At 70.2% G+C, this 21,131-nt stretch carries 14 protein-coding genes and 1 pseudogene; 7 read left to right on the plus strand and 8 right to left on the minus strand.

The genetic code is table 11. The features are described from left to right. The first annotated feature begins 53 nt into the window (after nucleotides 1-53). From CLM62_RS23460 to CLM62_RS23475, 4 genes are all read left to right on the plus strand, one after another. Nucleotides 54-2,588, plus strand: a complete 2,535-nt coding sequence (locus tag CLM62_RS23460; protein ID WP_095751869.1) for a SpoIIE family protein phosphatase — start codon at nucleotides 54-56, stop codon at nucleotides 2,586-2,588. Further along, nucleotides 2,585-3,667, plus strand: coding sequence for a sugar ABC transporter substrate-binding protein (locus tag CLM62_RS23465; RefSeq protein WP_095751870.1), 1,083 nt, complete (start codon nucleotides 2,585-2,587; stop codon nucleotides 3,665-3,667). The genes CLM62_RS23460 and CLM62_RS23465 overlap by 4 nt, the downstream gene beginning before the upstream one ends. Nucleotides 3,668-3,779: 112 nt before the next feature. Further along, on the plus strand, nucleotides 3,780-4,538 hold the full coding sequence (locus CLM62_RS23470) for an IclR family transcriptional regulator (protein WP_095751871.1): 759 nt from the start codon (nucleotides 3,780-3,782) through the stop codon (nucleotides 4,536-4,538). A 100-nt stretch (nucleotides 4,539-4,638) separates the two neighbouring features. Beyond that, complete coding sequence (locus CLM62_RS23475; protein WP_179382201.1) at nucleotides 4,639-5,850, plus strand: PP2C family protein-serine/threonine phosphatase; 1,212 nt, start codon at nucleotides 4,639-4,641, stop codon at nucleotides 5,848-5,850. Between the two features lie 55 nt (nucleotides 5,851-5,905). Here the strand turns inward: CLM62_RS23475 and CLM62_RS23480 are convergent, their stop codons facing one another. Continuing rightward, a complete protein-coding gene (locus CLM62_RS23480; protein WP_095751872.1) occupies nucleotides 5,906-7,027 on the minus strand; it encodes a glycosyl hydrolase 53 family protein in 1,122 nt (373 codons plus the stop codon). A gap of 290 nt (nucleotides 7,028-7,317) precedes the next feature. On the opposite strand from CLM62_RS23480, the gene CLM62_RS23485 reads away from it, so the two are divergent. Both CLM62_RS23485 and CLM62_RS23490 read left to right on the plus strand, forming a co-directional pair. Further along, nucleotides 7,318-9,372 carry a discoidin domain-containing protein gene (locus tag CLM62_RS23485; protein WP_095751914.1) on the plus strand — a complete coding sequence of 685 codons (2,055 nt, stop codon included), beginning with the start codon at nucleotides 7,318-7,320 and terminating at the stop codon, nucleotides 9,370-9,372. Nucleotides 9,373-9,504: 132 nt separating this feature from the next. After that, on the plus strand, nucleotides 9,505-10,143 hold the full coding sequence (locus CLM62_RS23490) for a hypothetical protein (RefSeq protein WP_095751873.1): 639 nt from the start codon (nucleotides 9,505-9,507) through the stop codon (nucleotides 10,141-10,143). Between the two features lies 1 nt (nucleotide 10,144). Here the strand turns inward: CLM62_RS23490 and CLM62_RS23495 are convergent, their stop codons facing one another. The 7 genes and pseudogenes from CLM62_RS23495 to CLM62_RS23525 form a co-directional block, all read right to left on the minus strand. Further along, the gene (locus CLM62_RS23495; RefSeq protein ID WP_095751874.1) at nucleotides 10,145-11,191 is read right to left on the minus strand and encodes an ABC transporter ATP-binding protein; all 1,047 of its coding nucleotides are present in this window, start codon (nucleotides 11,189-11,191) and stop codon (nucleotides 10,145-10,147) included. Further along, a complete protein-coding gene (locus CLM62_RS23500; protein ID WP_257004042.1) occupies nucleotides 11,184-12,143 on the minus strand; it encodes an ABC transporter ATP-binding protein in 960 nt (319 codons plus the stop codon). The genes CLM62_RS23495 and CLM62_RS23500 overlap by 8 nt, the downstream gene beginning before the upstream one ends. 363 nt (nucleotides 12,144-12,506) lie before the next feature. After that, a pseudogene (locus CLM62_RS23505) lies at nucleotides 12,507-13,373 on the minus strand (ABC transporter permease); the annotation flags it as partial. A 14-nt stretch (nucleotides 13,374-13,387) separates the two neighbouring features. After that, entirely contained in the window at nucleotides 13,388-14,314 is a 927-nt protein-coding gene (locus CLM62_RS23510) for an ABC transporter permease (protein WP_095751875.1), read from the minus strand. 15 nt (nucleotides 14,315-14,329) lie between these two features. Continuing rightward, nucleotides 14,330-15,901, minus strand: a complete 1,572-nt coding sequence (locus CLM62_RS23515; RefSeq protein ID WP_257004035.1) for an ABC transporter substrate-binding protein — start codon at nucleotides 15,899-15,901, stop codon at nucleotides 14,330-14,332. A 206-nt stretch (nucleotides 15,902-16,107) separates the two neighbouring features. Continuing rightward, nucleotides 16,108-19,290: a glycoside hydrolase gene (locus tag CLM62_RS23520; RefSeq protein WP_095751876.1), complete on the minus strand. Its 3,183-nt coding sequence runs from the start codon at nucleotides 19,288-19,290 to the stop codon at nucleotides 16,108-16,110. Between the two features lie 179 nt (nucleotides 19,291-19,469). Then, nucleotides 19,470-20,378, minus strand: a complete 909-nt coding sequence (locus CLM62_RS23525; protein ID WP_095751877.1) for a LysR substrate-binding domain-containing protein — start codon at nucleotides 20,376-20,378, stop codon at nucleotides 19,470-19,472. Nucleotides 20,379-20,725: 347 nt separating this feature from the next. On the opposite strand from CLM62_RS23525, the gene CLM62_RS23530 reads away from it, so the two are divergent. After that, the gene (locus tag CLM62_RS23530) at nucleotides 20,726-21,127 is read left to right on the plus strand and encodes an SseB family protein (protein WP_095751878.1); all 402 of its coding nucleotides are present in this window, start codon (nucleotides 20,726-20,728) and stop codon (nucleotides 21,125-21,127) included. Nucleotides 21,128-21,131 lie beyond the last annotated feature (4 nt).

Consider the following 21,131-nt stretch of genomic DNA (forward strand, 5'->3'; position numbering starts at 1 on the left):
CTCGGTCTGAACCTGTCGGTACCTGCCGCATGGACGGGAAGTAGGTCGCGGACATGCCTCATGACGGCCGTGCCCGGGCCGGAGTCTCAGAGCTGGGAGCATCCGGGGCCGGCGCCGCGGACACCGGTTCACCGCCGCCGGTGCCGGAGGCCGCCGCGAGTGATCGGGCCCTGACGTTCGCCGGAGCGGCGCTCACAGCGGTCTACGTGCCCGGTGGCGGGCATGAAGAGCTCCTGCTGGTGGAGACGGCCGGGTGCGCCGCTTCCCAGTACGGGCTGCCGGAGCGGCTGCCCCTGTCCGGTGGTTCACCCGCGGCGCACGCCTTCCGCACCGACCGGCCCCTGTGGCTGACTCCCGCGGCACTCGCCTCCTACCCCGAGGGCGGGCCGACGCCGCCACGGGCGGAGGCGCCGCTCGCCGCGCTGCCCCTCGGAGCGGAGGGCAGGCGGCTGGGCTGCCTCGTCGTCGTGGGGGATTCCGCGGACGGCTTCGAGGCCGAGCAGCGGCGCTTCCTGGAGCGGTACGCCGACGCCGTCGTCGGCATGCTCCAGACAGGGACCGGCCGGCCCGCGCCGTCGTCGCTGCTGGGTCCCGCCCTGCGGAGTCTGCGCGTCGGCTCGTTCGTCCTGGTACCGGACACCGGCCTGATCGAGGCGGACGACACTCTGCTCGACCTGGTCGGCATCACCCCGGACGACTTCGACGGCAAGGCGGACACCCTGCTCGCGCACGCCCTGCCCGAGGACATGCACGCGCTGATGTCGGTCATCGAGCCGTCCACCCAGGCGTTCGGTCGGCGGGAGCTGGAGTTCCGTGTCCGCCGCCCCACCGGTGAGATGCGCTGGCTGAGCCTGAGCTGCCGGGTGGTGGCGAGCACCGACGGCGCGCCGGAGCAGGTCCTGGGCGTGGTGACCGCGACCTCGGTTCTGCGCAAGGGCCCCGACGACGTCTCCAGGATCCAGTGGCTGACCGCCGCACTCGACGATGCCGCGACGGTCCGTGACGTCAGCCGAGTGGTGGTCACCGCGCTGCGTGAGCCGCTGGGCGCCGACCGGGTGGCACTCGCCGAGGTGCAGGACGACCGGCTCATGGTCACCGTGCTCGACCCGCCCAAGCCCGACGCCTGGCCGGAGGCATGGCGTTCCGAGTGGCGTTCGGAGTGGCCGGACGCCCCGGTCAGCGCCCTGCCCACGCTTCAGATGGCTCTGCGGGACGGACGTACGGATCTGTGGCCGGCCGGCACAGCCTTCGAACCCGCGCTCGGGGGCGTCGGTGCCGGAGGTCTGGCCGTCCTGCCGTTGCCCGCCAAGGGCCGGGTCGCGGGCGTGTGCCTGGTCGGCTGGGACGAGCCGCACGAGTTCGTCCCCGAGGAGAGGTCGCTGCTGACGGCCACCGCGGCGCTGGTCGGGCAGGCCCTCAAGCGCGCGCACGCGCACGACGCCGAGCAGGAGCTCGCGACGATGCTGCAGCGCAGCCTGCTGCCCCGGCGCCTTCCCGAGCTGGCCGGAGGGAAAGCCGTCGCCCGCTATCTGCCCGCCAGACGGGGATTGCAGGTGGGCGGCGACTGGTACGACGTCATCGCCCTCTCCGAGGACCGGGTGGCGCTGGTCATCGGTGACGTGCAGGGACACAGTGCCGGAGCCGCGACGATCATGGGCCAGATGCGTACGGCGGTCAGGGCCTACGCGGTGGAGGGCCACCCGCCCGACGTGGTCGTCTCACACGCGAACCGACTCCTCGTCGGCATGGAGACCGACCTGTTCGCCACCTGCTGCTACGTCGAACTGGACATGGAACAGGGCAACACCCTGTTCGTCCGTGCCGGGCACCTCTCACCGATGCTGCGCCACCCCGACGGCAGCACCGAGGAGGTGCAGGTCGAGGGCGGGCTCCCGCTGGGCATTCTGGCGGAGGCGGATTTCCCCATGACCGCGGTCGCGCTGACGCCGGGCACGGTGCTCGCCCTGGTCACCGACGGCCTGGTCGAGGCCGCCGACCTGCCCCTGGACGAGGGCATGCAGCGGACGCGCAGCGCGCTCGCCGCCGCCGATCCGGCGGATCCGGGGCGGATGGCCGACGAACTGCTCGGCGACCTCGACCGTCGTGAGGACGACGTGGCGCTGTTGCTGCTGCGCTACGACGGCATGAAGACCCGGCCGATCCGGGCCGGCTGGGTGGTGTGGCGGCTGCCCGACGCTGTGATGCACGCCCGCCGCTTCACCGCGCGCACTCTGCGGCGGTGGAGGATCGAGGACGTGGCCGACGAAGTGCTGCTGGTCGTGTCCGAACTGGTCACCAACGCCCTGGTGCACACCCAGGGACCGGTCAGCGTCGACCTGACGCTGCGCGGGGACCGGGTGCGCGTCTGCGTGATCGACTCCTCGCCGCGTGCGCCCGCCAAGCCGGTGATCGTGGACTGGGAGTCGACCGGCGGCCGAGGCCTGCTGCTGGTCGAGGCGATGTCGGAGGCCTTCGGCTCCATGCCGGTGGCCGGCGGCAAGCAGGTCTGGAGCGAGATCGTGGTGCCGCGGCGCGAACCGGCGCCCGCGGACCCGGAGCCTGGAACGGAACGAGGGGGTCTGCCATGAGGACCCGTACGCGGCACGTCATCGCGGCGCTCGTCGCGGGACTCATGACGCTGTCCCTGGCCACCTGTGGGGGAGACGACGAGGCGGGCGCGGACAGCTTCACCGTCGGCCTGCTGCTGCCGAGCCGAGCGGTTCCCCGCTGGGAGCATTCGGACAAGCCGCTGATCGAGAAGCGGCTGAAGGAGCTGTGTCCCCGCTGCACCATGGCGTACGCCAACGCCGAGAACGACGCGACCAGGCAGCGGCACCAGGTCACCTCCATGATCACCAAGGGGGTGGAGGTCCTGATCCTCGACGCCGCCGACACCAGGGCGCTGCGCTCCTCGATCCAGGAGGCGCGCAGGGCGGGTGTCCCGGTCGTCGCCTACGACCGGCTCGCGGAAGGCCCGATCTCGGGCTATGTCAGTTTCGACGGTGCGCAGGTCGGCCGGCTCCAGGGCGAGGCGCTCCTGAAGGCCATGGGCGACCAGACGAACGGTGGGAACGTCGTCATGATGAACGGCGATCCGACCAGCCCCAACGCGGCGTGGTACAGGAGGGGCACGCTGTCCGTCCTGACGGGCAAGGTGAAGATCGCCAGGTCGTACGAGACCCTGGGCTGGAGCACGGATCGGGCCCATGCCAACATGTCCGCCGCCATCGCGGCCCTGGGCCCGGCCCGGATCGACGGCGTCCTGGCGGCCAACGACGCCATAGCCGCGGGTGTCATCTCCGCCCTCAAGAGCGCCGGTGTCAGGGAGCTTCCTCCCGTCACCGGTCAGGACGCCGACCTCGACGCCGTGCGACGCATCATCAAGGGGGAGCAGTACATGACGGTGTACAAGCCCTTCAGGACGGAAGCCGCCGCAGCCGCTGACATGGCCGTCGCCCTGGGGCGCGGTGAGGACATCCGCGACGTCGCCACGACGACGACCGACAGCCCCACCAGCAAGAGCATCCCGTCCATCCTGCTCACCCCGAGAGCGGTGACGGTCGGTAACATCCAACAGACACTTGTCAAGGACCGCGTGTACACCATCGACCAGATCTGCACCCGGCAGCTCCGGCCTGCCTGCGAGAGGGCGGGACTCACGCGGTGAGGGCGCCTTCCCATCTTCCCGCCTTCCCGCCTTCCCGCTTTCCCGTCTTCCCGTCTTCCTGGTGCACCGCGCCCGCCTTGCCTGCGCTGTTCGCCTGACGCAGGCTGGTCGTATGGGTGCGCACGACGGCCCCACGCTCATCACGTCCGTCCAGCGGGCCTTCCGCCTGCTGGAGGCGGTGAGCGCGCACGAGAACGGCGCGCCGGCGAAACAGCTGGCACGTGAGACGGGCCTGCCCCTGGCCACCGCCTATCACCTCCTGCGGACGCTGGTCCACGACGGTTACGTTCGGAAGCTGGACGACGGCGGGTTCGTCCTGGGGGACAAGCTGCAGACGCTGCACACCACGGGCCGTGGGCAGGCGCTGCTCAGCCGTGTCCGTCCCACGCTCGCCGCGCTGCGGGACGAGTTCGCGACCGCCGCCTACCTCACCTTCTACGAGGAGGGCGAGATCCGGGTCGCCGAGATCGTCGACGGTCCCCGGGCACCCCGCGTCGATCTCTGGGTGGGATTCGAGGACGCCGGGCACGCCACCGCGCTGGGCAAGTCCGTACTGCGGGAACTGGACGAGGAGGCCCGCAAGGACTACCTCTCCCGGCACGACCTCGCCGACCTCACGCCAAGGACGATCACCAGCCTGCCGGAACTGCTGCGGCGACTCGACTCCTCACCCGGGGCCCCGGCCGTCACGGACCTGGAGGAGTACGCCCTCGGCACGGTCTGCGTGGCCGTGCCCGTCTACAGCGGGGACACACTCGGCTCGCTCGGCGTCTCGCTGCCGGCGGACCGGCTCTCCCGGCTGCAGGAGATCCGGTCGCGGCTGATCCCGACTGCGAGCCGTGTGACGAGAAGCCTCTCGCTCACTATCTGAAAATCCTCTTCTTGTGACGCCCGGGCCGAACCCGTTTCCTGGATGAAACGGGCATTTCAGGAATGCGCCCCCGTACACAGGTGAGGACTGCGGACGAAACATGAGTCAGGCCAGAGACCATGGCAGCGACCACTGGCCGATACGGCCGTTCAAGACGTTCAAGACCTTCAAGAACCGAGGGGCCCGTCCCGGGGCGCGCTCCCGGCGGCGCGCTGCCGCACACTGGGCCGCCGGGACACCCGTACTGCCCGTGCTGACCGTCTCCGTAGTCGTGCTGGTCGACCTCGTCGGCGGAGCGGGGATGATCTGGCTGCCGCTGCTCGCGGCCGGGCCCGCGCTGGCCGCCACCACCAACGGCCCGCGCGGTGTCCTGTGCGTCGGCGTCCTCGCCGCGGTGCTGGGCGCGACGCTCGGAACCCGGGACGGTGTTCCGGGCCACGAGCTGGCGGCCGTACTGACCGCCCTGGTGGCCGTCACCCTGGCGAGCGGCCTGGCCAGCGCGCTGCGCGGGCGCCGCGAACGGGTGCTCGCGGCCGTCCGCTCGGTCGCGGAGACCGCCCAGCACGCGCTGCTCAGGCCCGTACCGGCGACGGTCGGCCCGGTCCAGGTGGCCGTCCGCTACAGCGCCGCGGCGGCCGAGGCCCGTATCGGCGGGGATCTGTACGCACTGATACCCACCCCGTACGGCGTCCGGCTGATCGTCGGCGATGTGCGGGGCAAGGGGCTGCCAGCCGTGGGGACCACCGCGCTGGTCCTCGGTGTCTTCCGGGAAGCCGCCTACGACGAGCCCGACCTCCTCGCCGTCGCCGGCAGGATCGAACGGAGCCTGGCGCGCAACCTCGGGTGCGACGACTTCGTCACCGCGGTAGTCGTCGGATACCCGCGGCCGGGGCATCTGGAGGTGGTGAACTGCGGACACGCGCCGCCGCTGCTGGTCCGCGCGTCCGGAAGCGTCATGGCGGTGGAGCCCACGCATCCGGCCCCGCCTCTCGGGCTGCGCGCCCTCACGGGCCAGGCCCCCGGCCTCCAGGTACTGCCCTTCGCAGACGGCGATCAACTGCTGCTCTACACCGACGGGGTCACCGAGGCCCGGGACCGCGACCGCGAGTTCTACCCCCTCCGCGAAGGGCTGGCGCGCCACGTGTCCGACGAGCCGGCGCGCACCCTCACCGCGCTCCACGACGAACTGCTGGCACATGTGGGCGGCCGACTGCACGACGACGCGGCGCTGCTCCTGATCCGCAAGCCGGCCACGGCCGAACAGGCGGTTCCCGGGACGACCGTTCCGGAGCTGGCGGCCGACGCCGGATGAGCACGAACGGCACCGCCCGGGGGCGGTGCCGTTCGTTGTCCGTGTCAGCTGTCGGCTACGGCGTCCACTTGATGTTCGGGTTGACCTGGCCGGTCCAGTTGAAGATGGCCATGTTGTCCCAGCCGTTTCCACTGTTGTTGATGTCGGCCGGATCCCATCCGTTGCCCTTGACCGCGTACCAGGTCGGCTCCCAGTAGAAGACGCCGATGGCGCCGGCGTTGCGGGCCGTGTTCTGTACGGCGGTGAAGTTGTCGGCCTGGCCCTGCCAGGTGAGCGGGTAGCCCGAGCAGCCGGAGGTGATCGAGTTGCCGGTGCTGTCCGCGTTCGCCGAGGTGAACGGGTAGGCCGTCTCGGCGATGACCACGTCCTTGCCGTAGCGGGACTTCATGTCCGACACCACGCTGCCCATGTTGGACAGCGTGCCGTGCCACGGGCAGTAGTAGGACAGCCCGGTGATGTCCCAGTTGACGCCCTTCGCCTTGATGCCGTCGTAGAACCACCGTGCATGCGCGTCGCTGTCCGAGTTGGCCGTGTGGATGATGACCTTCGTGCCGCTGTTGCACGCCTTGGTCGCGTTGTAGCCCGACTTGAGGAGCAGGCTGAGGTTGGTGAAGTCGTTGTTGACCACCTTGCCGTCGTCCCACAGCATGCCGACGTTGATCTCGTTGCCGATCTGCACACTGTCCGGCGTGGTGCCCTGGGACTTGAGGCTGTTGCAGACGTCGTAGGTGTAGTTGTAGACGTCCGTCTGCAGCTGGTTGATGCCGTGGCTCGCCCAGGCGGCCGGCTTGTACTGTTTGCCCGGGTCCGCCCAGGTGTCCGAGTAGTGGAAGTCGACCAGCAGCTTGAGACCCTTGGCCTTGACCTGCTTCGCGTACGCCAGCACCTTGGCCTTGTTGTTGTATCCACTGGCCGGGTTGTTCCAGACCCGCAGGCGGACGTAGTTCACGCCGAGGCCCTTGAGGACGTCGAGCGGGTCTCTGGCGGTGCCGCTCGCGTCGTAGTACTTGGCGCCGAGGTCGAGGGCGCGCTGCGCGGTGGAGACATCGGCGCCGAGCATGCTGAGCGAGCCCGCCGCGGAGGCGGTCGTGGGCGTGGTGAGCAGGGACGCGGGCAGGGCGACAGCCGCCATGAGCAAGGCGGCCTTCACTGTGCGGCCTGGACCGTTCACGGTCATCCCGAACTCCTTTGATCGAGACGGTGGCGAAGTCGAGGCACAGGGGCCTGACATGCGCATGTAGGGGATTCCGTGAACGTTCACAGTAAGGGACGTAACAGGTGCTGTAAATATGTGTGTCAGCTTGATTTCGTCCTGGTGGTGAGCTCGTATCGCCAGGCGACAGCTTTGGGTACGTGCACAGCATCAGCTCGATCGGTCGGCCCTCTTGACTCGGGACGCGAGCCACGGTGATCCTCGTCCCGTATCTTGCTCCGGTCATGACAACTCTGGGGACGTGGGTAGTGACCATGGCTCAACGCCCGTACCACAGGCGCAAAGACGTCACCGTCTTGTCGCTGCTCCTCTTCGTGCTGGCCATGGCACTGGGCCCCACGCCGAGTTCGGCGGCCGGAACGGACTGGTGGATTCCTGCCGCACGCCCCACGCCGGACTCTCAGATCGACGTCACCGGCGAGCCGTTCAACGGCACGAACTCCGCGGGCGAGGTACGCGGGTTCGTGGACGCCCACAACCACCTGTTCTCCAACGAGGCCTTCGGCGGGCGGCTCATCTGCGGCAAGCCGTTCTCCGACGCGGGCATCGCCGACGCGCTCAAGGACTGTCCCGAGCACTATCCCGACGGTTCCCTCGCGATCTTCGACTACATCACCCACGGTGGCGACGGCAAGCACGACCCGGTCGGCTGGCCGACGTTCAAGGACTGGCCGGCGTACGACTCGATGACCCACCAGGCGAACTACTACGCCTGGATCGAGCGCGCCTGGCGCGGCGGTCAGCGGGTCCTCGTCAACGACCTCGTCACCAACGGCGTGATCTGCTCGGTCTACCCCTTCAAGGACCGCGGCTGCGACGAGATGACCTCGATCCGGCTGCAGGCGAAGCTGACGTACGCCATGCAGGACCACATCGACGAGATGTACGGCGGCACCGGCAAGGGCTGGTTCCGCATCGTCACCGACAGCGCCCAGGCCCGCGAGGTCGTCCGGCAGGGCAAACTGGCCGTCGTCCTGGGCGTCGAGACCTCCGAGCCGTTCGGCTGCAAGCAGATCCTGGACGTCGCGCAGTGCGACAAGGAGGACATCGACAAGGGCCTCGACGAGTTGTACGACCTGGGTGTGCGCAGCATGTTCCTGTGCCACAAGTTCGACAACGCGCTGTGCGGGGTCCGCTTCGACGAACACGGGCTCGGTACGGCGATCAACGTCGGCCAGTTCCTGTCGACGGGCACCTTCTGGCAGACGGAGAAGTGCACGGGCCCGCAGAAGGACAACCCGATCGGTCAGGCGGCGTCGGATGCCGAGGAGGACCTCCCGGACGGCGTGGAGGTCCCGGAGTACGACGAGGACGCGCAGTGCAACGTCCGTGGTCTCACCGATCTCGGCGAGTACGCCCTGCGCGGCATGATGAAGCGCCAGATGATGGTTGAGATCGACCACATGAGCGTCAAGGCCACCGGTCGGGTCCTGGACATCTTCGAGGCCGAGTCGTACCCCGGTGTGCTGTCCTCGCACAGCTGGATGGACCTGAACTGGACCGAGCGGGTCTACTCCCTCGGCGGCTTCGTCGCCCAGTACATGCACGGCTCCGAGGAGTTCGGCGAGGAGGCCGAGCGCACGGACGCGCTGCGCGCGAAGTACGACGTGGGCTACGGCTACGGCACCGACTTCAACGGCATCGGCGACCACCCCGCCCCGCGCGGCGCGGACACCCCGAACCCCGTCACCTACCCCTTCCGCAGCGTCGACGGCGGCTCCCTCATCGACAGGCAGACCACCGGCGAGCGCACCTGGGACTACAACACCGACGGCGCCGCCCACGCCGGCATGATCCCGGACTGGATCGAGGACATCCGGAACGTCGGCGGCCAGGGCGTGGTGGACGACCTCTTCCGGGGCGCCGAGTCCTACCTCGACACCTGGGGCGGAACGGAGCGGCACCAGGCCGCAGCGAATCTCGCCGAGGGCGCCTCGGCCGCGGCCAGTTCGGCGGAGTCGAACCCGTTCACGAGTTACGCGCCGGGACGGGCCGTGGACGGCGACGCGGACACCCGCTGGGCGAGCGACTGGAGCGACGACCAGTGGCTGCGGATCGACCTGGGCTCCACGCACCTGGTCCGGCGCGTCACTCTCGACTGGGAGCGCGCGTACGGCAGGTCGTACCGCGTCGAGCTCTCCACCGACGGCGTGAACTGGCGGACCGCCTGGTCCACGACGACCGGCGACGGCGGCCTGGACACGGCACGGTTCACCGGCACACCTGCCCGCCACGTCCGGGTCCAGGGCCTGGACCGCGGCACCGACTGGGGATATTCGCTCCGCGAGGTGGGCGTCCACGGCAGCTGAACGCCCACTCCGAGTGCCGTCTCCGCAGGAAGCGAGCAATCGCCCCACCGATCTGTTCTGCCGTCATCCCCGCCCTGTTCTGCCGTCATCCCCGCACCCGACGGCCCACCCCCCCACAGGAGGACACCTCACATGAGTCGACGACAGGCCCCGGAGCCCGCTGAGCGCACGGCCTTACCCTGGCGCAACAAGGCGGTCGTGGCCGCGCTGGCAGCCGCCCTGCTGGCCGGGCCCGGTGTCGCGCAGGCCGCCCCGCCGGCCGCTCCGGCGCCCCAGGAACAGGTGGCGGCGGCCAGCATCACCTGGACCCTGGAACGGGCGAGCAACCCCACCCAGGACCAGCAGACGGCCTACAACCTCATCACCTCGGCCATGAACGCCGCGGTGGTCCGGTACAACAACCTCAGCGATCTGGGGAAGAACATCACCGTCCGCTACGACCCGGGCGTGCCCACCGCCGACGGCAACATCAACGGAACCATCCGCTTCGGCAACCGCAGCTACATGACCGAGCGAACCGCGCTGCACGAGATCGCCCACACCATCGGAGTGGGCACGAGCTCCGGCTGGTCCTCCCTTGCCGCGGGAGGCACCTGGCGCGGCGCTCAGGCCACGGCACTCGTCAAGCAGTTCGACGGTTCGAACGCCACGCTGTCCACCGGGGGTGGGCACTTCTGGCCCTACGGTCTGAACTACGAAAACGAGTTCTCGAACACGGCGGCCGATCGCCACGTCCGGATTGTCGCCGCCATGGTTCGTGACGGTATGTGATTCAGGGCTGACGCCTGGGGGCGGTCACCGTCCCCAGGCGCGTCGGCGCCCCCGTCGGCGTCTCCTCCAGCGGGAAGTGGCATGCCGCCGTGTGGCGCAGTGGTCCGGGCGGGGGAGTGGGAGCGGCCTCGGCGCAGATGTCCTCCGCATGCCGGCACCGGGTCCTGAACCGGCACCCGGACGGAGGGTCGGCCGGGGAGGGAATCTCGCCGGTGAGCAGGATGCGCTCCCTCCTCGCCCCGCCGCCGGCCGTCAGGGACGGGGCCGCCGACAGCAGGGCCGCCGTATACGGGTGGCTCGGCCGCTCGAAGACCTCCTCCGACGGGCCCGACTCGACGATCCTGCCGAGGTACATCACCGCCACGCGGTCCGCCACATGCCGCACCACGGACAGGTCGTGCGAGATGAACACGTACGACAGCCCCAACTCGTCCCGCAGATCGCCCAACAGGTTCAGGACCTGCGCCTGCACCGACAGATCCAGCGCGGAGACTGGCTCGTCGCAGACGATGACCTCGGGCTCCAGCGCCAGCGCGCGGGCGATCCCGATGCGCTGCCGCTGCCCTCCGGAGAACTCCTGCGGATAGCGGCGGGCGTCGGACGCGCGCAGCCCGACCATCTCCAGCAACTCACCCACGCGCGCGGCCCGCTGGGCGGCGGGCACGAGATCGCGGTGCGTACGCCAGGGCTCGCCGATCAGATCCGCCGCGCACAGCCGGGGGTTGAGCGAGCCGAACGGGTCCTGGAAGACCATCTGCACCTTGCGGCGCCAGGCGAGCAGCTTCGCACCCGACAGCGAGAACGGGTCCACTCCGTCGAACCGCACGGTGCCCTCGTCGGGACGCTCCAGCATCAGCAGGATCCTGGCCAGCGTGGACTTGCCGCAGCCGGACTCGCCGACCAGGCCGAGGGTCTCCCCGCGTCCCAGGGTCAGATCCACGCCGTCCACCGCGCGCAGCCTGGTGCTGCCCTTGGCGGTGCGCGGTATGGAGAAGCTCTTGACCAGGCCGGTGGCCTCCAGCAGGGTCTTCGTCGCCGGCTCAGGCATCGGCCAGTTCCTTCCCGAAGTGACAGGCGGCGGCGCGGTCGGCTCCGGTCGCGGTCAACTGCGGCCGGTGCGTGGCGCACACCTCGCGGGCCATCGGACAGCGTGTACGGAAGGCACAACCGGTCGGCACGGAGCGCGGGTCGGGCGGGCTTCCGGGGATGGAGCTCAGCCGGGAGCCCTTGAGCTGCTCGGCCGGTACCGACTCCAACAGCCCCCGGGTGTACGGGTGGTGGGGCTTGCCGAACACCTCGGCCACCGGCCCGGTCTCCACGACCGTACCCGCGTACATCACGGCGACCCGGTCCGCGTGCTCGGCGACGAGGCCGAGGTCGTGGGTGATGAGGACCAGAGCCATCCGCTGCTCGCTCCGCAGCTCGCCGAGGAGGTCCATGATCTGGGCCTGCACGGTGACGTCCAGGGCCGTCGTGGGCTCGTCGGCGAGCAGGACCTTCGGCCGCAGCGCCACCGCCATCGCGATCAGCAGCCGCTGGCGCATCCCGCCGGAGAACTGGTGCGGGTAGGCACCCGCGCGGGAGCGCGCCTCCGGGATGCCGACGCGTTCCATCAGCTCCACGGCCTTCGCCCGCGCGGCGCGGCGGGACATCCGCTCGTGGATACGGAACGGTTCCGCGAGCTGCGCCCCGACCGTGTGGACGGGGTTGAGCGCGCTGAGCGCGTCCTGGAAGACGATGCTCAGGCCGGGACCGGCGAGCCTGCGCCTTGCCTGTGCTCCGAGACTCAGCAGGTCTTCGCCGTCCAACCGCGCCTGCCCGCCCACGACTTCGGCGGCCGGATCGAGCAGACCCGCGACGGCATGGGCGGTCATGCTCTTCCCGCACCCGGACTCGCCCAACAGGGCCAGCGTCTCGCCCGAACGCACGGCGAAACTCACGCCGCGTACGACGGGGACGGGCCCGGCGGGCGTACGGATGTCGACCGAGAGGCCGTCCACGGCGAGGGTGTCGGGCGGAGTTGGCGCGGGGGTCGGAACCGGTGTGGTCGCGCTGGGTTCGGTGGTCGGGATCGGTGCGGTGGCTGTGGGTTGGGTGGTGGGGAGTGGTGCGCCGGCTTTGGGCTCGGTGGTGGGGGGCGGTTCGGCTGCCTTGGGTTCGATCGTGGGCAGCGGTGCCGCGGCCTTGGGCTCGGTCGTGGGCAGCGATGCGGTCGCGTCGGGTTCGGTGAGCGAGACCACGCCGCGGCCGGCCCCCGCGCCCCCGTTCACCGGACGAGGCCGCCACGGCCGCCGCCCGCCGCGCCGCAGTCCGTGACGCCAGCGCTGGCCCGGGTCGGTCGAGAGGCGCGCCCAAGCGGCGAGTACGGTCGCGGACACCGTCGTGATGACGATGGCGAGGCCGGGGAAGACCGCGATCCACCACGCGCTCTGCAGCTCCTGCCGGCCTTGAGCCACCATCAGTCCCCAGCTCACGTCCGGCGGCTGGATGCCGATCCCCAGGAAGCTCAGCGACGACTCGGTCAGCATCACGAAGCAGAAGTCGAGGGCGGCGACGGTGAGCAGGGTGGGCAGGACCGTGGGAGCGACATGGCGTCGGATGGTCGCCCAGCTACTGGTGCCGAAGGTGCGGGCGGCGTCCATGAACAGACGGCTGCGCAGTTCGGCGGACTCGGCACGCGCGGTGCGCAGATAGACGGGGATCCGGGCGATGGCAAGAACCAGCACGATGCCGGAGGCGCTCGGCGAGAAGACGTACAGCACGACCACGGCCAGCAGCAGGGAGGGGAAGCTGAGGATCACATCGGCGATCCGCAGGGACACGTTCTCCCGCCATCCGCCGTGATAGCCCGCCCACATGCCCCAGACCGAGCCGACGACGAGTGAGCACAGCACGGCGGGCACGGCCACGGACAGCGTGGTGCCGGCCGCCGCGATCAGCCGGGCGGCGACGGGGCGCCCCAGGGAGTCGCTGCCGAGTACGAAGGCCCAGCCGTGGTCGAGACTGAAGGGCGGGCGGCCCGGATCGCGCAGGTTCTGGCGCGTGGCCAGATCCCCGATGAGATAAGGGCCCAGAACGGCGGACACGGTCACGGCGAGCAGAACCAGCGCCGCCGCGAAGGCGAACCGGTCCTGGAGGAGCAGAGCGGGCCACTTGCGCCGCACCGCCGCCCGGTCGGACCCGAGGGCGGACTCTTGGTCCTGGCCGCTGTCCTTCTCCATGCGCAGCATGTCGCCTCCCTGACTCACGCCGCCGCCCGCTGCCGCACACGCGGGTCGAGGAGCGCATGGCAGATGTCCACCAGGATGTTGAGCGCGAAGATCACCAGAGCGGTCAGCAGCACGGCGGCCTGCAGTACCGCGAAGTCACGCTGAAGCACCGAGTCGATCATGAGCTTGCCGATGCCGGGCCAGCCGAAGATGGTCTCGACGACGACGGCCCCGTTGACCAGCCCGACGGCGAGGTCACCCGCGACGGTGAGCGCCGGTGCGGCGGCGTTGCGCAGGGCGTGCCCGAAGACCACCCGCGACTCACGGGCGCCCTTGCTGCGCGCCACTTTCACGTAGGGGGCGGTGAGCGCGGAGACCATGGCGCCGCGCACCACCTGGACCAGCACGCCGAACGGGCGGATGAGCAGTGTGGCCACGGGCAGGACCCAGGCCGCCGCGCCGTTCGTGCCGGAGGTGGGAAGCCAGCCCAGCGTCACCGCGAAGACCAGCACCCCCATGATGGCGAACCAGAAGTCGGGAACGCTCGCGGCCGTCGAGGACAGAAAGCTCGCGATCCGGTCGGTCGCCGAGTTGGGACGGTACGCCGCCAGGCTGCCGATCACCACGGCACCCACAATGGCGAGCAGCATCGTCCACCCGGCCAGCTGGAGGGTGGCGGGGAAGGCCCGTAACACCGCCTCGCCCGCCGGCTGGGCGGTGCGCAGCGATTCGCCGAAGTCGAGCCGGGCGACCTGGGCCAGGTAGTCGCCGAACTGGGTGATCAGCGGCTGGTCGAACCCGTTGCGGGCGGCGAACTCGGCCCTCATCTCGGGCGTCGCGCTGAGCGGAAGGTACAGATTGGCGGGGTCTCCGGTGAGGCGGGCCAGGAAGAACACCCCGAGGACCACGACCAGCAGGGGGATGACGCTGGAGACGGCTCGGCGGCGCAGCATCGTGAACATCGGTCCGCTCCTCCCTCAGTCCGCGCGGCGCATGTCGGCGAGCCGCATCTCGTCATTGGTCGCCGAGTCGGGTCGGTAGCGGACGTCGGGGGAGAGGGCGAGGATGCCGGTCATGTTGGCCATCACGGCATCCCGTACGACCTCGTCGTTCTGGAGCGCGAACGTCTGCGCGAACGCCTTCTGCCGCTCCTCGCCGGAGGCGAGCTGCGCCTTGGCTATCGCCGCGTCGAGTTCGCGGGTGCCGTAGCTGCTCTGGGCGCCCTCGCTGCCGTAGATCTGGCCCATCGTGAACGCGGCGTCTCCCGCCTGGTTGCCGTGCTGCGCCTGGAGGAGGGTGGGGCCCGCGCCGCGCGGGAAGGGGCGCAGCAGGTACTCGAGCCAGGCGTTGACGTCGAGCATCCTGATCTCGACCTTCAGCCCGGCCTTGAGCAGGCCGTCCTGCACCACCTCCATCGCCTCGGCGGCCTTCGGGTAGATGCCGTTGCGGCCGATGATGGTGATCGTGGTGTCGGTCGGGACTCCGTCGGCGCGGGCCTCGGCGACCAACTCCTTGGCGCGCTCGGGGTCGTACGGCCACGGCCGGATCCGCGGGTTGTAGCCGGTGACGCCCTTCGACACGAGCTGTCCACTCGGCCGGCCCGCGAAGACCGCCGTGACCAGTCCCTCCCTGTCGACGGCGTAGTTGATGGCCCGGCGGATCCGGATGTCGTCGAGGGGCGCTTTGGTGGCGTCCATCCGGAGGTAGGAGACCTCGTTGGTGGCGAACTCGACGGCACGGTCGCCCGCCCCGTCCTCGGGAGCGAGCCCGATCGCGACGTCCGCCTCGTCGTTGGTGACCATGGCCGCGCGAACGCTGCCCTCCGCCCGCCATACGTACTTGGCCGCGGCGAACTCGGGGGCTTTGCCCCAGTACCCGGGGAAGCGCTTCAGCCGTAGGAACCGCCCCTGGCTCCACTCGTCGATCCGGTACGGCCCGGTACCGATCGGCTTGCGAACCCGGGCCCCGGGATCCGTACTCGGCGGCACGATTTCGACGAAGGACAGGCGGAGCGGAAGGATCGGGTCCGGGCTCTCTGTCGAGACCTCAAGTGTCGTGTCATTCACGGGCGTTGCGGTGACTTCCGCGTCCGTGAAGATGTAGCCGTCGACGTTGCACTCGATGTCCGAGTCCGTGGCGCGCTCGATCGAGAACGCGGCCGCCTCTGCCGTGAACGGAGAACCGTCGTGGAACTTGACCCCCTCGCGGAGCGTGAAGGTCCATGAAGTGGGCGAGGTGCGAGTCCACTTGGTGGCCAGGGCCTGTTCCAGCCGTCCGGTGGAGGGATCGCGCTCGGTGAGCGCCTCGGTGATGTTGGCCCGCGTCACGCGACCCGTCGCGGTGAGCGAGGCGTCACAGGGTTCGAGGGTGGGTGGCTCCTCGGGCAGGACGATGCGCAAGGTGTCCGGGCCTTCGCCGATGGGGTCGGCGCCGGCGACCGAGCATGCGGAGACGGCGAGGAGGACGACTGCGGATGTGAACGCGCCCGACGCCCGCAGGCGGCTGCGCCGGGCGAGGGGAGGAGTGTGTCTTAAGCCTGAACCCGCCACTGTGCCTCCGCGCTGGTCGAGGCGATCAAGGATCCTTGTCCATAAGGGAAACCGACGTTTAGATATGTGGACGCCATAGCCATTATTAAGTCGGCGAGGGTGAACGCGTCAAGATGTGCGCAGTGGTGGAAGCCGCTGGTGGGGCGCGGCTCGTGGCCGATCGGTGAGGCGGCCGCGAGATCCTTCGCGGCCGCCTCGTCCGCTGCTCAGCGACGTACGAGTTCGATCTCGTACTTCCTTGTCTGTGCCCCGTCCTCGCTGGTCACGGAGACGACGGCCGAGGCCCGACGGGGATCGCCGGCCCTGTCGACCGCGACGGTGGCGTAGGGGTCGCGTGCCGTCGCCGTGACCACGGCACGGTTCGGGTCGTCGGTGACGACACGGTAGGTCGTGGTGTCGGGGTCGAACGGTGCGACAGGGACCCCCGCCACCTCGATCGACGCGGCGGCCGCCTCCGAGGAGAGCCCAGGTGTCCTCGCGAACAACTCGATCTCGCTCATGGTGATGTAGCCGCCCTGACGGGCGGTCATGACCACGCGCACCCCGGTCGCCGGCCCCGCCTTCAGCGGGACGTCGACCACCGGCGTGCCCCCGGCCCCGACCGCGATGTCGCCGCTCGCGTCGACCCACGTACCGTCGGCGGCACTTCGCACCTGCACTTTCAGGCTCCCAGGGAAGGACACGTTGGTCCCGTCCCGGTGGAAGTGCGCCACGACGCGGTTCAGGTCGCGGGCCGCCGGGAGCGTGAAGGTGATCGTGTCGGACGGGTTCTTGGTCCCCGACTTCCAGTTGGACCAGGCCTTCTCGGACAGGTCGCCGTTGCGCAGGCGTTCCGCGGAGTATCCGTTCTCGGTGAAGGTGGCGGCGACCGAGACGCCGTCGTCGGACGCGATGTTGGTCTCCACCGGTTCGGTGACCTGCACGCGTACGGCCGCGTCGACCGTGCTGCCGTCGACGACCCGCGCGGTGCCGCGCAGCGTCACGACTCCGGTCGTGTCGAACGCCCCGTCAGGTGCCGGGTCCCAGGTGACCGGAAGATCGGCCCTGCCGCCGTTCCTGCCGACGCCGACGACCGTGGTCGGCAGCTCCGGCTTGCCGCCCACGTAGGTCTTGGCGCGGCCGGGGAGGGTCGAGCCGATCGTGTCGATGGTGACGACCGCCTTCGCGGGGAACTCCCGCCCGAGCGAATCGGTCGCCCGGCCCGTGACCCGTACCGTCCCGGGATCACGCCACTTCCGGTCCGGCGGAAGGTTCCACACCACGGGGAGCGAGCCTCGGGCGCCGTCCCGGAACACCGGCGTCACCGCCCCCGGCAGCTTCGGCGGCAGGCCGGGGACGGTGAACGCCTCGGCCGGCTCGGTACGCAGCACCGTCTCGTCGGTCACGGTCCAGCGCTGATTGGCCGCCGAGGTCGGCGTGTACGTCGACACCTTCGCACCGTCCGCCGAGGACTGCCCGCTGACGTCGATCAGGCGGCCGGTGGCGGCGTTGACGAACGTCCATGTGCCGTCGCCGGTCGTCGACATGATCCATTGCGCCTCGTCATCGACCCGGCCGCTCTCCGGTTCCTCGAGGACGGCTTGGTTCTCGCGCACCGCGAGCCGCTTGCCGGTCGTGGCGCTGGTGAGGGAGTAGCGCTCGCGGTTGTCGGTGCCGGATGTCAACTGACGGACGGACCACAGCTGTTCCGCGCTGTCGGCATCCGTCGTGCGGATGACGACGCCGCTGCCGTCGTCCGAAGGAGCCAACGACTTGCCGCTCTGCGCCCCTTGCAACCGGTAGACGTGGCCGGGCTGGACGAGGGCGGCGTCCTTCGCCACGCCGCCGACGCCCTCGATCAGGAAGGTGGTGACCGACTTCGCGGGGACGTCGAGCGTGGCCGACCGGTCGGAGACCCGGACCGGAGTGCCTCGTACGAGGGCGCCGTCGGTGCTTGTGACCACGGGTGTGACGGTGGCCCGCGGTGCGACCCTGCCGAAGCGCGAGAGGTCGAGGGTCACGGAGCGCGCGGACGTGCCGCCGTTCACGTGCACCACGGTCGCCGCGCGGCCGGACTTCTTCACCGCGGCGACGCTGGACGGGTCGTCGACCTTCGCGAAGCGATCGCCGGGGCGGATGTGGTGGGTGAAGTTCCGGATGGTGTGGAACTTGGAGTTGGCGCGGATCGGGCAGGTCTCCAGGGTGTCCTCGGCCGTGCAGTTGAACGGGACGTGGATGCTGCCCCAGTTCTTGCCGGCCGCGGCCTGCGGAACGGAGTCCTCGATCGGCTGCCAGAACACCCAGGCCGAGGGCTCCAGTTCACGCATGTCGTCGACCATCCGGGTGGCGATCCCGAGCCCCGGCTCCATGCTGGTGAAGTCGGTGCCCGTACCCCAGGTGCCCTCGACCTCGCTCATCCAGAGCTTCTTGTCCGCACCCTTGGCGATGTCGCGGGCGCTGGTGCGCATGCTCGTGCCGTAGGTGTGCACGTTGAGCTGGGGGACGGCGGCTCGCGCGGGGTCGCCGTAGGCGTTCCAGTTCTGCGTGAAGATGCCGGGGTTGGTCTCGTCCATCGCGGAAATCTCGGCGCGGGTCTTCGCCTCTTCGAGCGCCTTGTCGAGGGCGAGGACCACCTTCTGCTGGAGTTCCGGTCCGGCGTGCGCGCCTTCCTGGCGCCCGCCCGTGGGCCGGCCGTCCGCTCCGAGCTGGGTGCCCCAGTAGGGCGTGTTGGGCTCGTTGAGCGGCGCGATGGTGTCGAACTTGATGCGGTGCTTCTTCTCCAGCTGCTCGGTCACGCGCACCAGGTAGGTGGCGAAGTCGTCGACGCGGTCGGCCCGGATCTGGTCGGTACTCGCGTCGAAGCCACCGGAGACGTAACCGCTGACCGTCTGGAACCAGGGCGGCGAGTTGCTGAACGCCTCCCAGCGGGTGACCTTCTTCTTGATCTGGTCCACCCACCAGCGCTGGCCCGCGTCGGCGTCCCAGTTCCAGTGATCCGGGTTGTTCGGATCCCACCACTCCATGTCCTGCCGGGTGGTTCCCTCGGGGGCCTTCCAGAAGCCCTCCATGGTCGCGCCGGCCTTCATGTAGTCCTTGCGGACGTCGGGGGCGTTGCCGCCGCCGATGTTGTAGCGGGCGATATTGAGGCCGAGACCGTCCTCGCCGAACAGCATGTCGACGAGCTGTCTTCGGATGGGCTCCGGATAACGGCCCGTGGCGTTGGCGAACCAGACCAGGCTCGTCCCCCACCCCTCGAACTCCTGCTGCTGGTAGGACGGGTCGATCCGCACCGTGATCGCGCTCCGCGGCGGCGAGTCCGCGCGGGCGACGGGGGCGGCGACGAGACCTGCGGCGAGCACCAGGGGGATCGTTGGTGCCAACGCCTGGACGAAGCGATGTCGACCGGACACAGAACTCCCTTCCACAACACGAAGACGCACAGAATCGACCAGAAGTCATCGGGCTCAAGGCATGCTTGATGACGAAAATGAACACGTCAAGACATTGCGCAGACCGTGGCCCGAAACCGCCCCGTGCTGGTCGGCGGTCATCCAGCGCCCGCATCTCACCTGCGGCAACCACCGGGCCTTCAGCTGACGGTGACCACGGGAGCCGCCGCCTCGCGCATGCGGCGGATCACGCCGCGTACCGCGGGGGACGTCTCGCCCCTGCGGTAGGCGCCCACCAGCCGGGTGGTCGGCCGTACGTCCGCCAGCGGACGGTAGGCCACCCCCGGTATCCGTACGCGGCGCAACGAGTCCGGCACCAGCGCCACCCCCCGACCGCCGCCCACGAGGGTGAGGGCGGCGATGTAGTCCCGCACCGGAGGGGCGATCTCCGGGATAAAGCCGCCATGTTCGCCCACCTGGAGGATCTGGTCGCGGCAGCCGTACTCCTCGTCGAAGTACGGCGCCACGAAGCGCTCCTCCCGCAGCGCGGCGGCCGGCACCGACTCGTGGACGGCCACCGGACCTGCTTCCGGCACCGCGAGGACGACCTCCTCCCTGAGCAGGACGGTCGCGGTGACCCCGGGCGGGTAGGCGGGCCGCCAGCGCAGGAAGCCGACGTCGATGTCCCCGGCGGCCAGAGCCTCCAGCTGGGCCGGGGTCTCCAGCTCCCGGACCCCCACGGTCAGGTCGCTGCCCGGGGCCGAACAGCTCGCCAGGATGCCGGTCACGATCCCCGAGAAGGCGGCCGAGGCCACGTACGCGATCTCGGCGTGCCCCAGCTCCCCGCGTCCGGCCCGACGGCCCACGGCCTCCGCGCGGGAGATCTGGGCGAGCGTGCGCTCGGCCTCCGGCAGGAACAGCCGGCCCGCCCCGGTCAGCGCCGGGCGGGCCCGCCGCCCGCGGTCGATCAGGCGCACCCCGAGATGCGCCTCCAGCGCCCTGATCTGGGCACTGAGCGCGGAGGGCGCCAGATGCAGACGGTCCGCCGCCCGCGCGAAGTGCAACTCCTCGGCGACGACGACGAACGAGGCCAGCCAACGCAGTTCCATCGGCTCCTCCCTCCTGACGCATACGGTGATGCTAACGATAGCAATGAGAGTCGGTTGAGTTCCCCGGCCCCCGCGGCAGAAGATTGCGATCATGGCGGCTGTCCGTGACATGTGAGGAGCCGATGCCTGATACCCGCTGTTCCCGCCGACCCGAAACGTGCTGCACCCGATGCCGTGGTGGTCGACGACGTTCCCGACGCTGACCTGCACCTGATCCCCTGAACCGCGTGTGAACTCCTGAATCCCACAGGATTGCTTCGGCCGCGGCCGGGTACGCGAGCAGGACCGCGCCGGGGCGATCTTGTCCCGGGCGGGCCGTACGACCGCCGCTACCAGGGGATTCAGCCATGGACACACCCGCTTACGACAACCCCGTCACACCGGCCCGGCGGGCGCTGGACGCGCTGGCCGAGAACACCGAGGACCAGACGGCGCTGGCCACACTGGCGAGCAGCGAGGTGCTCGTGCCGGTGCCCGACGACGCAGGTCAGGAGGAGGCCGGCGACCCCGGCACGGTGGCGCTGCCCGTCCTGGAACAGGCGGACGGCGCTCCGGTGGTGCCCGTGTTCACCTCGGAACCGGAGATGGCCGACCTTCTCCCGTACGTCTCCCGCTACCGCCTGGTGCCGCTGGCCGCGCTCGCCGCGCAGTGGCCGGCGGACGAGCTGTCGCTGACCATCGACGCCAGCTCGGCCCACCCGTTGACGCTCACGTCCGAGGGGGTCCGCACGCTACTGGCGAGGCCGTAGGGCT

This window comes from Streptomyces sp. SA15 (assembly GCF_002291145.1).
In the GTDB taxonomy this organism is placed as follows: domain Bacteria; phylum Actinomycetota; class Actinomycetes; order Streptomycetales; family Streptomycetaceae; genus Streptomyces.